Here is a 16,955-nt window from a genome sequence, read left to right as displayed (position 1 = left end):
CAAAAACGGGTGCGCTGGTGATGGCAAGCCATGCTGTTGTCGAAGGTGCACGCCCAGTAGCCGACTGGAGGCTGATCGCTGGAGGCCATTGTTTTCTTTGCGATCTTTGCGGCTTTGCGGTTCAATCTTCTGGCGACCGGCGAAGGCGGTCTCAACCGAACCCGTGACGACTGAGGAAGTCGCGGGTGATGCGTTCGCCCTCGCCCTCGGGTGCGGCGGCCTGTTCGCCGAGCACCAGACGTTCGAGATAGCGGGCGATCAGGTCGACCTCGAGGTTGACCCGGCTGCCGGCGCGATAGCCACCGATGATGGTCTCCTCCAGGGTGTGGGGGACGATGTTGAGTTCGAACACCGCGCCCTCGACACGATTGACGGTGAGGCTGGTGCCGTCGATGCAGATCGAGCCCTTGGGCGCGATATAGCGCGCCAGCGCGTCCGGGGCGCGGATCCGCAGCCGGGTCGAGCGGCCGTCGGCGCCGACCTCCAGCACCTCGCCCAGACCGTCGACATGACCGCTGACCAGATGACCGCCGAGCGGGGTCGAGAGGGTGAGCGCGCGCTCCAGATTGACCGCGCCGCCCTGCCCCAGCGCGCCCAGGGTGGTCAGCGACAGGGTCTCGCGCGAGACATCGGCGGCGAAACGCGCGGCCCCCAGCTCGACTGCGGTCAGACAGACACCGTTGACCGCGATGCTGTCACCGAGTGCGGTGGTCGAGAGATCGAGATCAGCGGTGTCGATATGCAGCCTGACATCGCCGCCGCGCGGCTCCTGGCGCGCGATGCGCCCGACGGCCTGGATGATTCCGGTGAACATGACGGACTCCTCAGCGATGACGCGCGACGGCGTCGAGGTTGACTCGGGGGACGAGGCGCCACCGACGCCGACGCTAGCGCGCCGACGGGCGCAGCAACAGGCGCAGATCGGGACCGATGCGACGGACATCGACGAAGATCAGCGCGAGCCGATCGGCCATCTGCTCGACACCGGGCAGGCGCACCAGCCCGCGGGCGCAGTCGCCCATCAGGTGCGGGGCGAGATAGACCACCAGCTCATCGACCAGCCCGGCGGCGAGCGCCGCCCCGGCCAGGGTCGGACCGCTCTCGATCAGCGCCTCGTTGATCTCGCGTCGTGCCAGCTCGGCGAGCAGCGCGGCGAGATCGACGCGCCCGTCGGCGCCGCCGCAGACCAGGGTCTCGGCGCCGGCGGCAACGAGCGCGCGCTGGCGCCCGGGGTCGGGCGTCGCGCCGACCACCAGGGTGGTGCCGGGCAGCCCCAGCATCCGTGCCGTCGGCGGCGTGCGCCAGCGACTGTCGAGCACCACCCGCAGCGGCTGCAATACCGGGTCGCCCGGCATCAGCCCGGGCAGCGCCTCGGGCGCCAGCCGGACGTTGAGACTGGGATCGTCGGCGAGCAGGGTCTCGACCCCGGTGAGGATCGCGCCGCTGCCCGCACGCAGCCGCTGCACGTCGGCGCGCGCCTGCTCGGAGGTGATCCAGCGGCTCTCGCCGTCGGCCATCGCGGTCCGGCCATCGAGGCTCGCGGCGAGCTTGCAGCGCACCAGTGGACGACCCGCGCGCATCCGCTGCACGAACCCTGGGTTGAGCGCCTCGGCGGCGGCGGCCTGCACCCCGACCAGGGTGGCGATGCCGGCGGCCTCGAGCCGGGCGATGCCGCGCCCCGCAACCCGGGGGTTGGGATCGACCATGGCGCAGACCACCCGCCCGACACCCGCCTCGACCAGTGCATCGGCGCACGGCGGGGTACGACCGTGATGGCTGCAGGGCTCGAGGGTGACATAGACGGTGGCGCCGCGGGCACGCTCGGCGGCGGCGGCCAGGGCGTGGCGCTCGGCGTGCGGACCGCCGGCGCGTCGGTGCCAGCCCTCGCCGACCAGCACCCCGTCGCGCACGATCACACAGCCGACGCGCGGGTTGGGCGCGGTGCTGTAGCGCCCCTGCTCGGCCAGGCGCAGCGCGTGCGCCATCCAGGCCTGATCCGTAGGCGTGACCTCAGTCGGTGTCGCCATCATCGTCATCCGCTGCCACCGTCGCGCCGACCGGCTCGCGCTCGAGCCGTTCGATCTCGGCGCGGAAGGCGGCCACGTCCTCGAACTTGCGATAGACCGAGGCGAAGCGCACGTAGGCGACCTGATCGAGTCCACGCAGCTCGTCCATCACCAGATCACCGAGACGCATCGAGTCGACCTCGCTCTCGCCACAGGACATCAGGGTGCGACGGATGCGCGAGAGCGCGGCCTCGATCTCGGCGGTACCGACTGGGCGCTTCTCCAGCGCCCGCATCATCCCCGAGCGCAGCTTGTCGGGATCGAACGGGACCCGGGTACCGTCGCGCTTGACGATCCGGGGCAGGTTGAGTTCGGCGCGCTCGTAGGTGGTGAAGCGCTCCTCGCACACCACACACTTGCGCCGCCGGCGCACCTGATCACCCTCGTCGAACAGTCGTGAGTCGACGACCTTGGTGTCATGGGCACCACAGAATGGACAGCGCACGCTCTAGCCCTCCGACGCCGGCGCGGGGCCGGCGTCTCGATCGGCGCGCGCCGGGACGCCCTGCGACGCCCCGCGCACCGCCATCAGCAACCGTAGACCGGGAAGCGGCGACACAGCTCCACCACCTTGCCCTTGGCCGCCTCGATTGCGGCCTGATCGCCACGAGCGTCGATCAGGTCGCACATCCAGCCGGCGAGATCACGGGCCTCGGCGACGCCGAAGCCACGGGTGGTGATCGCCGGGGTACCGACGCGGATCCCGCTGGTGACGAAGGGCGACTGCGGGTCGTTGGGCACGGCGTTCTTGTTGACGGTGATGTTGGCCGCGCCGAGCCAGGCGTCGACGTCCTTGCCGGTGAGCCCCTGGGCGATGAAGCTGACCAGGAAGAGGTGGTCGTCGGTGCCGCCGGAGACGACGTCGAAGCCACGCGCGATGAACACCTCGGCCATGGCGCGGGCGTTGTCGACGACCTGCTGCTGATAGGTCTTGAAGGCCGGCTCGAGCGCCTCCTTGAAGGCCACCGCCTTGCCCGCGATCACGTGCATCAGCGGACCGCCCTGGGTGCCCGGGAAGACCACCGAGTTGAGCTTCTTCTCGATCTCGGGGTTGGACTTGGCGAGGATCAGGCCGCCACGCGGACCACGCAGGGTCTTGTGGGTGGTGGTGGTGGTGACGTCGGCGATGCCGACCGGGCTCGGGTAGACGCCGGCGGCGATCAGACCGGCCACATGGGCCATGTCGACCATCAGATAGGCGCCGACGGCATCGGCGATGTCGCGGAAACGCTGCCAGTCGACCACGCGCGAATAGGCCGAGAAGCCGGCGATGATCATCCGCGGCTTGTGCTCCTGGGCCAGACGCTCGACCTCGGCGTAGTCGATCTCGCCGGTGGCCGGATCGAGACCGTACTGCACCGCGTTGTAGATCTTGCCCGAGAAGTTCGGCTTGGCGCCGTGGGTGAGGTGACCGCCGTGGGCGAGGCTCATCCCCAGCACGGTATCACCGGGCTGGCACAGCGCCTGGAAGACCGCGGCATTGGCCTGCGAGCCCGAGTGCGGCTGGACGTTGGCGTAATCGGCGCCGAACAGCGCCTTGGCGCGATCGATGGCCAGTTGCTCGACCACGTCGACATGCTCGCAGCCGCCGTAGTAGCGCTTGCCCGGATAGCCTTCGGCATACTTGTTGGTCAGCACACCACCCTGCGCCTGCATCACCAGCGGGCTGGTGTAGTTTTCCGAGGCGATGAGCTCGACGTGCTCTTCCTGGCGACGCTCCTCGTCCTGGATAGCAGCCCAGAGCGCTGGGTCGTAATCACTGATCTGCAACTTGGTATCGAACATGATGATTATTCCGGGCAATGCAAAACGGGTTAGTTTAACGGATGATCGGCCCGCGCGTCGCGCCTTTGGAAACAAAAAGACACCCGACGCCACCGGGCGTCACCACCGCGATCGGCCAGATCGCGGTCGTGTCGTTTAGAATGGAGATCGATCGAACGCCGGAGACGCGCGTGCGTCTCACCCAACCCCGGGACCAGATAAAGACCATGACCGATACCATTCATAACGTCGACCAAGCCGAGATCAGCAAGTTCGAGGAGCTCGCCTCGCGCTGGTGGGATCCCGACAGCGAGTTCAAGCCCCTGCACGACATCAACCCGCTGCGTCTCGACTACATCGAGCGCGGCGCCGACGGGCTGGCGGGCAAGGAGGTGCTCGACGTCGGCTGCGGCGGCGGCATCCTCTCCGAGAGCATGGCGCTGCGCGGCGCCAAGGTCACCGGCATCGACATGGGCGCAATGCCGCTGCGCGTGGCCGACCTCCACACCCTCGAGACCGGGGTCGAGGTCGACTACCGCCAGGTGCCGGTCGAGACCCTGGCCGCCGAGCGCCCGGCGAGCTTCGATGTGGTCACCTGCATGGAGATGCTCGAACACGTCCCCGAGCCGGCCTCGGTGATCGATGCCTGCGCGCGGCTGGTACGCCCCGGCGGCAAGGTGTTCTTCTCCACCCTCAACCGCACCCCCAAGGCCTATCTGCTGGCGATCGTCGGCGCCGAGTACGTGATGGGCATGCTGCCGCGCGGCACCCACGATTATTCGCGCTTCATCCGCCCCTCCGAACTCGACGCCTGGGTGCGCCGCACCGCGCTGCGCACCACCGACCTCAGCGGCATGACCTACAACCCGCTGACCAAGACCTACCAGCTCGACGCCAGCGACCTCAGCGTCAACTATCTGGTGAGCTGCGTGCGCGACGACGCCGATGCCTGAGCCGGTGCGCGACGCAGCGGTACTGTTCGACCTCGACGGCACCTTCGCCGACACTGCCCCGGACATGGCCGCCGCGCTCAACCGGCTGCGCGCGACCCACGACCGGGCGCCGCTGCCGCTCGCCGAGATCCGTCCCTTCGTCTCGCACGGCGGGCGCGGCATGCTCGAGGTCGGCTTCGGGCTGCGCCCCGGGGACAGCGACTACGAGCCGATGCGCCGCGCCTTCCTCGATCGCTATGCCGAGGCGCTGGTGCGCGACACCGCACCCTTCCCGGGGATGGCCGAGCTGGTCAGCGCCCTGGAGGCGCGCGCCATCCCCTGGGGGATCGTCACCAACAAGCCGGGCTATCTCACCCGGCCGCTGCTCGAATGCATCGGCTATGCCGAGCGCGCCGCCTGCGTGGTCTGCGGCGACACCACGCCCACGCCCAAGCCGCACCCGCGCCCCCTGTTCCACGCCTGCGAGCTGCTCGGGGTCGACCCCGAGCGCTGCTGGTACCTCGGTGACGCCGAGCGCGACATCCAGGCCGGGCGCGCCGCCGGCATGGGCACCCTGGTCGCCCTGTTCGGCTATCTCGGGGCGCACGACGACCCGGACGGCTGGGGCGCGCATGGCGCCATCGATCACCCGCTCGCACTGCTCGACTGGCTGCCCGGAACCCCGACATGAGCGTGACCACCGCAGAGACCGCGTGGCGCTTCCCCAACGACGCCACCCCGCTCGGCAGTGCCCGCTACTACGCCCTGCGCTTCGCCCCGGCGGCGCGGCGCGACGCCCTGGCGCTGCTGGTGCTGTGGCACGCGCGGCTGCGCGCCATCCCCGACGCAGTCTCCGAGGCGCGGATCGGTGCGGCCAAGCTCGACTGGTGGCGCGAGGAGATCGAGCGCTGCGCCAGCGGCGCGCCGACCCACCCGCTCGGCGCACCGCTGGCGGCGCTGATCGCCGAGCAGGCGCTGCCGCTCGAGCCCTTCATCGAGGTGATCGCGCACCAGGACGCGCGCCTCGCCGCGCCCTGCCCGCCGCACTTCGCGGCCCTGGCCGCGCACGCCGAGACCGACCTCGGCGCACTGTTCGAGCTGCTCGCCCGCTGCGAGGGCGAGCGCTCGCCCGAGTCGCTGCGCGAGGCACGAGCGCTCGGCGCCTATTGCCGGCTGATCGCCGGGATCCGCGACGGCGGCTGGTGGTGGCGACGTGGCCAGCTCGACTTCATCAGCGCCGAGCTGCTGCCGAGCGATCTGGAGCAGCTGCCCGAACGGCTGCCGGCGCTGCTCGCGACCACCGCCGAGCGTGCCGAACAGCTGCGCGCCGAGACCCAGCGTGGCGCCTGTCGCGCCCGCAGCGTACGCATCCGCGCCCGGCTCGCCCGGGTGCTCGCCGCAGAACTCGCCGCCAGCGACTATGCCGTGGTCGACCAGCGCATCGCCCTGCCCCCGCTGCGCAAGCTCTGGCACGCCTGGCGCGAACAACGGCGCTGAGCGCCGCACCGGCAAGACGCAATGCCACGGGCGGCGTCTTGTCGCATCATTCGCATCCATCGCCCCGGGCGCCGCAAGCGCTCGGGGCGGACCCAAACAGTCAGCGAGAGACACGACCCATGGAACAACAGAACCAACCACTCCAGGACCGCGTCATCCTGGTCACCGGCGCGCTCGAGGGCATCGGTCGCGCCGTCGCCATGGCCGCCGCCGAGGCCGGCGCCACCGTGGTGCTCTCGGCGATCGACGAGCACGAACTCGATCCCGTCTACGACGCCATCGAGGCGGCCGGGTACCCGCAGCCGGCGATCCTGCCGATCGACCCCGAGGCGGCCACTGCGGATGACTACATCGCCGTGGCCAACATCCTCGGCGACACCTTCGACCGGCTCGACGGGCTCGCCCACTGCGCCGCCTTCACCCCCTACCTCAGCCGCATCGACGACTACGACGCCGAGGACTGGGAGCGGGTGCTCAAGGTCAACCTTACCGCCCCCTTCATGCTCACCCAGGCTTGCCTGCCGCTGCTGCGCGCCGCACCGGACCCTTCGGTGGTGTTCACCAGCGATCGCGTCGGCCAGACCGGCAAGGCCTACTGGGGCGCCTTCGCCGCCGCCAAGTTCGGCCTCGAGGGGCTGATGCAGGTGCTCGCCGAGGAGACCAGCGAGGCCGGTCAGATCCGCGTCAACAGCATCGACCCCGGGGTGGTGCGCTGCGCCATGCGCGCGACCCTCTATCCCGGCGAGGACCCGATGCAGCACCCCGCCCCGGAGAGCGTGGTCGAGCCCTATCTGCGTCTGCTCGGCCCCGCCGGGCGCGGCATCACCGGGCAGCGCATCCAGGCCCAGCCCACACGCTGACGGGACGCGGTGATGAGCAAGACCCACCCGATCGAGGGACTCTACGACCTGATCACCGGCGACGAGGACGCCCGTGTCTGCAAGGACATCCCCAGCGCCTCGTGCAACGATCAGCCGCGCAACTTCTTCGTCTATCTCGGCGCCAACCTGATGAGCAAGGTCGCCGACGAATTCTCCAGCGCCAAGCTGATCCTGCCCTGGCTGTTCGGCTATCTCGGCGCCCCCGGGCTGCTGGTCGGCTTGCTGGTGCCGATCCGCGAGGCCGGCGTGCTGTTGCCACAGCTGGCGGTGGCCGCCTACATCCGCCGCCTGCCGCTGCGCAAGGGGGTGTGGATCCTCGGCTCGGTGCTCTCGGCGCTGGCCCTGGCGCTGATGGCCGTCGCCGCGCTGACCCTGGAGGGCGCGCTCGCCGGCTGGACCATCATCGCCCTGCTGGTGGTCTTCAGCCTGGCGCGCGGACTGTGTTCGGTCTCGGCCAAGGACGTCCTCGGCAAGACCGTCTCCAAGTCCAGGCGCGGCAACCTGATGGGGCTCTCGGCGGGGGTCGCCGGGCTCGCCACCCTGGCGCTCGGTCTCTATCTGCAGTTCGTCGCCGACGCCCACGCCAATATCCTGATCTTCGTCGCCCTACTGCTCGGCGGGGCGCTCTGCTTCCTGCTCGGCGCCCTGGTGTTCCGGTCGATCCGTGAGCAGCCCGGCGCCACCGAGGGTGGCGGCAACGCCATCGCGACCGCGCTCGAGAGCATCGGTCTGCTGCGCAGCGACGCCGACTTCCGCCGCTTCGTGATCGCCCGCTCGGCACTGCTGAGCGTCGCCCTCGCCCCGCCCTTCTACGTCCTGCTGGCACAGGCGCAGAGCGGCGGCGACCTCTCCGGCCTCGGGCTGCTGATCATCGCCAACGGTATCGCCGGCAGCCTCAGCGCACCGCTGTGGGGACGGCTCGGCGACCGCTCGGCGCGCCTGGCGATGGCCCTCGCCGCCGCCCTGGCCGGCGCGACCGGGCTGCTGACCTGGGCGCTGGCGACCAGCGCCAGCCCGCTGCTCGCCGACCCGCTGGCCTTCGCCGGACTCTTCCTGGTGCTCGGCATCGCCCACGCCGGGGTGCGGCTCGGCCGCAAGGTCTATCTGGTCGACATGGCCACCAGCGAGACCCGTGCGGCCATGGTTGCGGTCAGCAACACCGTGATCGGCGTGGTGATGCTCGCCGGCGGCCTGATCGGCGTGCTCGGCGACTACTACGGCGCGGCCAGCGTGATCCTCGCCCTCGCCCTCGGCGCGCTGTTCGCCGCGCTCTACGTCATGCGGCTACGCGAGGTCTCGGAGCCTGACTGAACGTGGCCACCGGCCGGAAAGGTTGAACCGCAAAGCCGCAAAGGGCGCGCAGGAGAAAAAAGCCTCCAGCAGTCAGCCTCCAGTCGCCACGGGCGAGCGCCCTCGACAACAGCACGGCTTGGGCGCCAGTGTTTGAGGACAGACAGCCGCTGGCGGCTGGTCGCCGTCAACCTGAACCGCTTCGCGTGCTTCGCGGCTTTGCGGTTCAATCCGCTGGCGACTGGAGGCTGGCGGCTTATTCCCCTTTGCGTCCTTGGTGTCTTCGCGGTTCAATCCCCTGGTAGCTGGTAGCTGGTAGCTGGTAGCTGGTAGCTGGTAGCTGGTAGCTGATCGCCGGCACCTTGAACCGCTTCGCGTTCTTCGCGGCTTTGCGGTTCAATCCACTGGAGGCTGGAGGCTGGAGGCTGGAGGCTGGAGGCTGGAGGCTGGAGGCTGGAGGCTGGAGGCTGGAGGCTGGGGGCTGGAAGCTGGAGGCTGAAAAATTCCTTATGCTCGACGGACCGTCATCGGAGTGCTGGAGGCATCATGTCCCGATCCCGTCACCTGCGACTGCTGGTGATCGCAGCATGCTGTTGCGCGCCGGTACGGGCGGAGGTCTATCGTTGCGAGGACGAAACCGGGGTGCGCTATCAGCAATCGCCTTGCGAGCGTGGCGAGCACGCGCGCCGGATCGAGACCGAGCCGGTCGACCGCACCGAGGCCGCGGCCTCCGAGGCACGCGCCGCACGCATCCGCGCGCAATTGGAGCAGGAACGCGCGCGCGATCGCGCCGAGGCCGAGGAGCGCCGGGCGCGCAAACTCGAGGAGCGACGCGTCGAGGCCGAGGAGCGCCGCGCGGCGGCGGCCGAGCGCCGCGCCGAGATCGAGGCGGCACGTCCGACGGCCCCACCAGCGATCTACCTCACCCCACCGCCGCATCGCCCGCCACCCTGGGTGCGACCACCCCACCCCCGACCGGAACCGCCCGAACCGGACCCCGAGACCAAGCCCGGCTTTCGGCTGATCCCGCACCCGGGATAGCACGGCGAGACGAAGCCGCCAGGATTGAACCGCAAAGGCGCGAAGCGCGCAAAGTACATGATGTGTGATGTCGGCGTGAGACCACAGGCGGCGCGGGTTCGTACCCACTGGTGGCTGATCGCCGGCACCTTGAACCGCAAAGGCGCGAAGCGCGCAAAGTGAATGATGTGTGATGTCGGCGTGAGGCTACAGGCGGCGCGGGTCCGTACCCACTGGCGGCTGATCGCTGGCCGCTTATTCCCCTTCGCGTCCTTGGTGTCTTCGCGGTTCAATTCCCTGATCGCTGATCGCCGGCACCTTGAACCGCAAAGGCGCGAAGCGCGCAAAGTGCATGATGTGTGATGTCGGCGTGAGGCCACAGGCGGCGCGGGTCCGTACCCACTGGTGGCTGATCGCTGGCGGCTTATTCCCCTTCGCGTCCTTTGCGGCTTTGCGGTTCAATCCGCTGACGGCTTTCCCCCGCCCCGATCACTCCGTCTCGAGCAGTCGCTTGACCGGGCCGAAGCCGCGGCGGTGGGTGGGACAGGGGCCGAGGCGCTGGAGGGCCTCGATATGGGCGCGGGTGGGATAGCCCTTGTGGCCGGCGAAGCCGTAGCCGGGGTAGTCGCGCTCGTAGTCGAGCATCAGCCGGTCGCGCGCGACCTTGGCGATGATCGAGGCGGCGGCGATCTCGGGCACCAGCGCATCACCGCCGACCACGGCGCGCGCCTCCAGCCCCGCGGGCAGCTCCGGGCAGCGATTGCCGTCGACCAGCACCAGACCGGGGGCGGTGGCGAGTCCCTCGACGGCGCGACGCATCGCCAGCATCGAGGCGTGGAGGATGTTGAGTGTCTCGATCTCCTCGACGCTGCCCCAGGCCAGCGACCAGGCCAGGGCGCGCTCGCGGATGGCGTCGTAGAGCGCCTCTCGGCGCTTGGCGCTGAGTCGCTTGGAGTCGTCGAGTCCGGCGATCGGGCGACTGGGGTCGAGGATCACCGCGGCGGCGGCGACCGGGCCGGCGAGCGGGCCGCGGCCGGCCTCGTCGACGCCGGCGGTGAGGACGGGGGCGGTCATCTCGGGGTCTCTCCGATCAGGTCGAGCACTGCGCGCGCGGCCTCGCGGGCGGCGTCGCAGCGCAGGTCACGGTGGATACGGGCGTACTCGCGCTCGATCTCGGCGCGGCGCGCGTGATCGTCGAGCAGCTCGAGCAGCGCCGGGGCGAGCAGCTCGGCGCGACAGCGCGACTGCACGAACTCGGGGGCGAGTTCGCGCCCGGCGAGCAGGTTGGCCATGGCGATGTGCGGCACCTTGACCAGCCCGAGCTGCTTGACCAGGTGATAGGTCAGCGGGTGGAGACGGTAGCCGACCAGCATCGGCCGCCCGAGCAGCAGCGCCTCGAGGGTGGCGGTCCCCGAGGCGGTGAGCACCACATCGGCGGCGCTCATCGCCTCGCGCCCCTGGCCCTCGAGCAGGGTCAGGGGAAGTTCGGGGGCGCAGCGCTGCAGCTCGGCACGGAAGCGCTCGCCGACCCGGGCGTTGATCAGCGGCACCACGAAACGCAGTTCGGGCCGCGCGGCATGGGCCGCGCGGGCGGTCTCGATGAAGGGCGCGGCGAGGCGCTCGACCTCGCCCAGACGACTGCCCGGGAGCAGCGCCACCAGCGGCGCCTCGGGGTCGAGCCCGAGCTCGGCGCGGGCGGCTGCGCGATCGACCTCGAACGGGATCTCGTCGGCCAGCGGGTGACCGACATAGCGTGCCGGCACGCCGTGCTCGCGCAGGAAGCGCTCCTCGAAGGGGAAGATGCTGAGCATCAGGTCGACGGCGCGGCGGATCCCCTTGACCCGCCCCGGTCGCCACGCCCAGACGGTGGGGCTGACCAGGTGCACGGTGCGGATGCCGGCGCGCCGCGCGCGCCGCTCGAGCCCGAGGTTGAAGTCCGGGGCGTCGACCCCGATCAGCACCGCCGGGCGCTCGCGCAGCATGAAGCGCAGCAGCTCGCGACGCAGCCCGAGCAGCTCGCGCAGCTGGCCGAGCACCTCGGTCAGGCCCATCACCGAGAGCCGCTCCATCTCGAACAGGCTCTCGCAGCCGAGCGCCTGCATCCGTGGTCCGGCGACACCGACGAAGCGCACCCGGGTGTCACCGAGCTGGCGTTGCAGCTCGCGCACCACGGCGGCGCCGAGCAGGTCGCCCGAGGGTTCATTGGCGACGATGCCGATGGTCAGCATGACAGAGGACTCCGCGAGGGGGCGCGACCCGAGGTCAGCGCACGATGCCGCGCGCGCTGGCGGCGATGAAGTCGATCAGTGGGCGCAGCTCAGGGGTCTCGGTGGTCATCGCGGCGATGCGCTCGAGCGCCTCCTCGCGTCTGAGTCCGGCGAGATACAGGCTGCGATAGGCTCGCTTGATCGCCTGGATGGCCGCCGGCTCGAAACCGCGCCGACGCAGCCCCTCGCTGTTGATGCCGTGGGGCGCTGCGGGATGACCGCCGACGGTGACATAGGGCGGCACGTCGCGCCCGAGCACCGAGCCCATGGCACAGAAGCTGTGGGCGCCGATGCGGGTAAACTGGTGGACGATGGTGAAACCGCCGAGGATCGCCCAGTCCTGCACCTCGACATGACCGCCGAGCGAGGCGGCATTGGCCATGATCACGTCGTTGCCGATACGGCAGTCGTGGGCGACGTGGGTGTAGGCCATCAGCAGGTTGTCGTCGCCGATGCGGGTGACGCCCTGGTCCTGAACGGTGCCGCGATGGATGGTGACGAACTCGCGGACCTGGTTGCGATCGCCGATCTCCAACCGGGTCGGCTCGCCGGCGTATTTCTTGTCCTGCGGATCCTCGCCGATCGAGGTGAATTGGAAGATGCGGTTGTCGCGCCCGATCCGGGTCGGCCCGCGCACCACCGCGTGCGGACCGATCCGGGTCCCGGCGCCGATCTCGACCTCGGGGCCGATCACCGCGAAGGGGCCGACCTCGACCCCGGGGTCGAGGCGGGCGCCCGGGTCAACGAGGGCGCTGGGATGGATCAAGCAGTGAAGTCCCGGGCGGTACACATGATCTCGGCGGTGGCGACCACCTGGTCATCGACCCGGGCCTCGCCGTCGAACTTCCAGATGCCACGACGCACCGGACCCAGTCGCACCTCCATGATCAGCTGATCACCAGGCTCGACCGGGCGCTTGAAGCGGGCCTTGTCGATGCCGACGAAGTAGTAGAGCGATTTCTCGCCGACCTGTTCGGGACGTGAGGCCATCGCCAAGAGCCCCGTGGCCTGGGCCATGGCCTCGACGATCAGCACGCCCGGCATCACCGGACGCACCGGGAAGTGGCCGGTGAAGAAGGGCTCGTTGATGGAGACGTTCTTCATCGCGATCAGATACTCGTCGACCTTGTAGTCGAGCACCCGATCGACCAGCAGGAAGGGATAGCGATGCGGCAGCAGACTCATCACCTTGTGGATGTCCATCATCTTGCCCGCTTCCTGCATCTGCGCGGAATCCGCCACAACCTGAGATCCCGCCATTAGCAACCCCCCTGCCCTGTTGTCTGTTTCATTGTTTCGATGTGTGTCTCTAGCTGTTTGATTCGGCGCGTCAGCTCGTCGAGATGTCTGAAGCGCGCCACGTTACGCCGCCAATCCGCGCTCGGCATCGCCGGGACACCGCTGCTGTAGAGCCCGGGCTCGGGGAAGGAGCGGGTGACCATGGCCATCCCGGTGAAGTGGACGTTGTCGCCGATCTCGAGGTGGCCGGCCATGCCGACGGCACCGGCGATGGTGCAGTTGCGTCCGATCCGGGTCGAGCCCGAGATCCCGGTGTTGGCGGCGATGGCGGTATTGTCGCCAATTTCGACGTTGTGGCCGATCTGGATGTGATTATCCAGCTTGACCCCGTCGCCGATCCGGGTGTCGCCGATCGCACCGCGATCGACCGAGGTGTTGGCGCCGATCTCGACGTCATCGCCGAGCACCGCCCGCCCGACCTGGGGGATGCGCTCCCAGCGCTCGCCGTCCTTGGCGAAACCGAAGCCCTCGCGTCCGATCACCGCGCCGGGATGGAGCAGCGCCCGCGCGCCAACCACCGCACCCTCGCACAGGGTGACCCGGGCGACCAGACGCGACTCGGCGCCGATGCGCACCCCGCGCCCGATCACGCAGCTCGGCCCGACAAACACCCCGGGACCGATCTCGGCCTCGGCCTCGACCACGGAGAGCGGGCCGACCCAGGCGCTGGGATCGATCCGCGCGGCGGGGTCGACGACCGCGCTCGGATGCACGCCGCCGACGACCGGTTCGCGCGGATGGAGGATGCGCGCGGCACGGGCATAGGTGAGATAGGGGTTATCGCTGATCAGCACCGGCACCGCGGCGTGCTCGGCATCGGCCTCGGTGAGGATCACCGCACCGGCGCGGGTCTCGGCGAGGTGACGACGGTACTTGCGATCGCCGAGAAAGCTCAGGCTGTCCGCGGTCGCATCGGTCAGCCGCGCGACACGCGCGAGACGGACGGCACCATCACCACGCACAGGCACGCCGAGGCGTGCCGCGAGTTCTTTCAGACTGATTTCCAAGGGATTCACCTCTGGGCGGCCGGCGCGCACAAGGCGTCGGTCACCGTTTTTCGAACTCCGCCTTGAGGCGCTCGATGACCAGATCGGAGATATCGATACGATCACTGAAATAGACCACGCCCTCGGTGATCACCAGATCGATATCCTGCTCCTTGGCCAGCTCGACCACCACCTCCTGGACCTGGCGGGCCAGCTTGGTGCGAAGCTCGTTCTGACGCAGCACGAAGTCCTCCTGGAACTCGTCGCGGGCGTACTTCAGCTTGCGGGTGCGGCTACGGATGTCGTTCTGCAGCCGCTGGATCTCGCTCTCGCTCATCAGCGCGCCGTCGCGCTCGAGCTTGCGCTGCAGCGCGGCGACCTGCTCCTGCTGCTCGCGCAGGGTGCGTTCGCGCTCCTCGAGCTCACGCTGCAGGGCATCGCCCGCGGCATCATACTGGGGCGACTGCTCGACCACCCGATTGGGGTCGACCACCGCGATACGGTAGCCCTCGACGGCGTCCTCGGCCAGGGCCTGGGTGGCGACCAGCAGCAGGACGATCGAGACGATGAGACGGAAATTCACGGGTACCCTCCCCTGGATCAGAAGGTCTGACCGAATCCGAACTGGAACACCTGGGTCTCGTCGCCATCCTTCTCGTTGAGCGGATAGGCCACGCTCACCGACAGCGCCCCGACCGGCGAGAGCCAGCTCACCGACAGACCGGCCGAGTAGCGCAGATCGCCGAGGTCGAAGCCGGTGTTGTCGACCAGCGAGGAGTCATCGGTCAACCAGACGTTGCCGAAGTCGAAGAAGGCGCCGAGCCGCAGCGTCTTCTCGAACTCGCCGCCGACCGGCGGCGGGGCGAACAGCTCGATGCTGCCGACCAGCTTGAGATTGCCGCCGACCGGGTCGTTGGTACTGAGCTCGCGCGGGCCGAGTGTGTTGGCCTGCCAGCCACGCACCGAGCGCGGACCACCGGCGTAGAAGTTCTCGAAGAAGGGCAGATAATCGATCTCGCCGTAACCGTCGCCGTAGGCGAGGTCGCCGCTCAACGAGAAGACGAAGCGCGAGGTCAGCGGGATGTAGATCTGCTCCTTGTAGGTGAGCTTGTAGTACTCCAGATCGCTGCCCGGGAGAGCGACCTCGGCGCGCAGGGTGCGCAGCGCGCCGCGGGTCGGGAACAGCGCGGTGTCACGCGAGTCGCTGGAGTAGTTGGCAGAGAGCACGAAGTCGTTGAAGGTGTGCCCGTTGCGCGCGACGAACTCATCGGCCAGCTCCGACTCGCCCGGGGAGAAGTCGGTGTACTGGTAGCGCAGACCGAGACCGGCGCGGCTGGTGTCGGAGATCGGCAACCCGAAGGAGAAGCCGGCGACACCGACGTCGGTGGAGTAGTCGGCGCCGATCAGCTCGTCGTAGTCGGTCTCCTGGTAGGAGAGGTTGAAGCCGCGACTGATGCCATCGACCGTGTAGTACGGATTGGTGTAGGCGAGCTGATAGCGACGGTTGGCGGTACTGGTGTTGAAGGCCAGCGCCACGCGCTTGCCGGTGCCGAGGAAGTTGTTCTGGGTGACGCTGGCGTTGAGCAGGATGCCCTGCGACTGCGAGAAGCCGATACCGGCGGCGAGGTTGCCCGCGGGCTTCTCCTCGACGGTGACGTCGACGTCGACCTGATCGGGCGAGCCCGGGACCGGCGGGGTCTCGATGCTGACATCGTCGAAGTAGCCGAGACGCTGCAGCCGCTCGCGCGACTTGCGCACCAGATCGGCGGAGAACCAGGCGGTCTCGAGCTGGCGCATCTCGCGCCGCAACACCTCGTCACGGGTGCGGGTGTTGCCCTTCATGTTGACGCGACGGACATAGACGCGCTTGCCCGGGTCGACGAAGAAGGTCACCGCCACCTCGTGCGACTCCTCGTCGATCTCGGGCACGGTGTTGACGTTGGCGAAGGCATAGCCCTCGTCGCCGAGCAGGTTGGAGATGCGCTCGGCGCTCTCGGTGACGTGCTTGCGCGAGAACAGATCGCCGCGTGTGAGCTCGATCAGCGGGAAGAGCTTCTCGGTCGGCACCGAGGGCTCGCCGGCGAGCTGGATGTCGCTGATGCGGTAGGGCTCACCCTCGTCGATGACGACGGTGACATAGATCTCCTTCTTGTCGGCGCTGATCGAGACCTGGGTCGACTTGATCTCGAACTTGATGTAGCCGCGATCGAGATAGAAGGCGCGCAGCCGCTCCAGGTCACCGGCGAGCTTCTGCTTGGAGTACTGGTCGTTCTTCGAGTAGAACGAGCTCCAGCGCGTCGGCCCCAGCTCGAACTGCTGACGCAGCGCCTTCTCGCTGAAGGCATCGTTACCGATGATGTTGATCTGCTTGATGCGCGCGGTCAGCCCCTCGGTGATCTCGATGCGCACCGCCACCCGGTTGCGCTCGAGCGGCGAGACGGTCGACTGCACCAACACGCCGTACTTGCCGCGGGCGAAGTACTGGCGCTCGAGTTCCTGCTCGATGCGATCGAGCACCGAGCGGTTGAACACCCGCCCTTCCTTGAGGCCGATGTCGGCGAGCGCGGAGTCGAGCGCCTCGGTCTCGATGTCCTTGTTGCCGACGATCTCGATCTCGGCGATCGCCGGACGCTCGCGCACCCACAGCACCAGCACGTTGCCGTCGCGCTCGACGCGGACGTCATCGAAGAAACCGGTGCGATAGAGCGAGCGGATGATGCCGCCGGTGACGCCGTCACCAACGGTGTCGCCGACCTGGACGGGCAGGTAGTTGAACACCGTGCCGGGGGCGATGCGTTGCAGCCCCTCGACACGGATGTCGGCAATCTGGAACACCTCGGCCAGCGCCGAGACGGGCATCGTCAGCAGCAGGACGAGCAGCAGGATCGGTCGCCGGACGCGGCCGCGTGGATTCGGAGATATCGCGCGCAAGAGAGAGTCCTCTGGATCGAGC

At 69.0% G+C, this 16,955-nt stretch carries 17 protein-coding genes; 6 read left to right on the top strand and 11 right to left on the bottom strand.

Going from position 1 to position 16,955, the window contains the following annotated elements:
• Positions 1-151 precede the first annotated feature (151 nt).
• From ACAM26_RS08695 to glyA, 4 genes are all read right to left on the bottom strand, one after another.
• Positions 152-814: a riboflavin synthase gene (locus ACAM26_RS08695; protein WP_123140394.1), complete on the bottom strand. Its 663-nt coding sequence runs from the start codon at positions 812-814 to the stop codon at positions 152-154.
• Between the two features lie 73 nt (positions 815-887).
• Positions 888-2,027 carry a bifunctional diaminohydroxyphosphoribosylaminopyrimidine deaminase/5-amino-6-(5-phosphoribosylamino)uracil reductase RibD gene (gene ribD, locus ACAM26_RS08690; RefSeq protein WP_369613448.1) on the bottom strand — a complete coding sequence of 380 codons (1,140 nt, stop codon included), beginning with the start codon at positions 2,025-2,027 and terminating at the stop codon, positions 888-890.
• Positions 2,011-2,511, bottom strand: a complete 501-nt coding sequence (gene nrdR / locus ACAM26_RS08685) for a transcriptional regulator NrdR (RefSeq protein ID WP_123140396.1) — start codon at positions 2,509-2,511, stop codon at positions 2,011-2,013. The genes ribD and nrdR overlap by 17 nt, the downstream gene beginning before the upstream one ends.
• Positions 2,512-2,594: 83 nt before the next feature.
• Entirely contained in the window at positions 2,595-3,851 is a 1,257-nt protein-coding gene (gene glyA / locus ACAM26_RS08680; protein WP_123140397.1) for a serine hydroxymethyltransferase, read from the bottom strand.
• Positions 3,852-4,057: 206 nt separating this feature from the next.
• Between glyA and ubiG the strand changes: the two genes are divergently transcribed.
• From ubiG to ACAM26_RS08650, 6 genes are all read left to right on the top strand, one after another.
• Complete coding sequence (ubiG, locus tag ACAM26_RS08675; RefSeq protein WP_123140398.1) at positions 4,058-4,783, top strand: bifunctional 2-polyprenyl-6-hydroxyphenol methylase/3-demethylubiquinol 3-O-methyltransferase UbiG; 726 nt, start codon at positions 4,058-4,060, stop codon at positions 4,781-4,783.
• Positions 4,776-5,453, top strand: coding sequence for an HAD family hydrolase (locus ACAM26_RS08670; RefSeq protein WP_369613447.1), 678 nt, complete (start codon positions 4,776-4,778; stop codon positions 5,451-5,453). Before ubiG ends, ACAM26_RS08670 begins: the two co-directional genes overlap by 8 nt.
• Positions 5,450-6,259 (top strand): squalene/phytoene synthase family protein, encoded by an 810-nt coding sequence (locus tag ACAM26_RS08665; protein WP_369613446.1) that lies wholly within the window; start codon positions 5,450-5,452, stop codon positions 6,257-6,259. The genes ACAM26_RS08670 and ACAM26_RS08665 overlap by 4 nt, the downstream gene beginning before the upstream one ends.
• 119 nt (positions 6,260-6,378) lie before the next feature.
• Positions 6,379-7,119, top strand: coding sequence for an SDR family NAD(P)-dependent oxidoreductase (locus ACAM26_RS08660; RefSeq protein WP_369613445.1), 741 nt, complete (start codon positions 6,379-6,381; stop codon positions 7,117-7,119).
• Between the two features lie 12 nt (positions 7,120-7,131).
• Positions 7,132-8,451 carry an MFS transporter gene (locus tag ACAM26_RS08655; RefSeq protein ID WP_369613444.1) on the top strand — a complete coding sequence of 440 codons (1,320 nt, stop codon included), beginning with the start codon at positions 7,132-7,134 and terminating at the stop codon, positions 8,449-8,451.
• A 525-nt stretch (positions 8,452-8,976) separates the two neighbouring features.
• Positions 8,977-9,471, top strand: a complete 495-nt coding sequence (locus ACAM26_RS08650) for a DUF4124 domain-containing protein (RefSeq protein WP_369613443.1) — start codon at positions 8,977-8,979, stop codon at positions 9,469-9,471.
• Positions 9,472-9,939: 468 nt separating this feature from the next.
• Here the strand turns inward: ACAM26_RS08650 and rnhB are convergent, their stop codons facing one another.
• Genes rnhB through bamA form a run of 7 tightly spaced genes read right to left on the bottom strand, consistent with a single transcriptional unit; the run spans position 9,940 to position 16,933 of the window.
• Entirely contained in the window at positions 9,940-10,524 is a 585-nt protein-coding gene (gene rnhB / locus ACAM26_RS08645; RefSeq protein ID WP_123140404.1) for a ribonuclease HII, read from the bottom strand.
• Positions 10,521-11,678: a lipid-A-disaccharide synthase gene (gene lpxB / locus ACAM26_RS08640; protein WP_369613442.1), complete on the bottom strand. Its 1,158-nt coding sequence runs from the start codon at positions 11,676-11,678 to the stop codon at positions 10,521-10,523. Before lpxB ends, rnhB begins: the two co-directional genes overlap by 4 nt.
• 34 nt (positions 11,679-11,712) lie before the next feature.
• Complete coding sequence (gene lpxA / locus ACAM26_RS08635; protein ID WP_123140406.1) at positions 11,713-12,483, bottom strand: acyl-ACP--UDP-N-acetylglucosamine O-acyltransferase; 771 nt, start codon at positions 12,481-12,483, stop codon at positions 11,713-11,715.
• Entirely contained in the window at positions 12,480-12,941 is a 462-nt protein-coding gene (gene fabZ, locus ACAM26_RS08630; RefSeq protein ID WP_369613441.1) for a 3-hydroxyacyl-ACP dehydratase FabZ, read from the bottom strand. Before fabZ ends, lpxA begins: the two co-directional genes overlap by 4 nt.
• A 35-nt stretch (positions 12,942-12,976) precedes the next feature.
• Positions 12,977-14,023 (bottom strand): UDP-3-O-(3-hydroxymyristoyl)glucosamine N-acyltransferase, encoded by a 1,047-nt coding sequence (gene lpxD / locus ACAM26_RS08625; RefSeq protein ID WP_132230544.1) that lies wholly within the window; start codon positions 14,021-14,023, stop codon positions 12,977-12,979.
• Between the two features lie 40 nt (positions 14,024-14,063).
• Positions 14,064-14,561, bottom strand: coding sequence for an OmpH family outer membrane protein (locus ACAM26_RS08620; RefSeq protein WP_165913550.1), 498 nt, complete (start codon positions 14,559-14,561; stop codon positions 14,064-14,066).
• A 41-nt stretch (positions 14,562-14,602) separates the two neighbouring features.
• The gene (gene bamA / locus ACAM26_RS08615; RefSeq protein ID WP_123140409.1) at positions 14,603-16,933 is read right to left on the bottom strand and encodes an outer membrane protein assembly factor BamA; all 2,331 of its coding nucleotides are present in this window, start codon (positions 16,931-16,933) and stop codon (positions 14,603-14,605) included.
• Between the last annotated feature and the right edge of the window lie 22 nt (positions 16,934-16,955).

It is taken from the genome of Marichromatium sp. PS1 (assembly GCF_041155115.1).
GTDB lineage: Bacteria > Pseudomonadota > Gammaproteobacteria > Chromatiales > Chromatiaceae > Marichromatium > Marichromatium gracile.
This window is presented reverse-complemented; position numbering and strand designations above follow the sequence as displayed.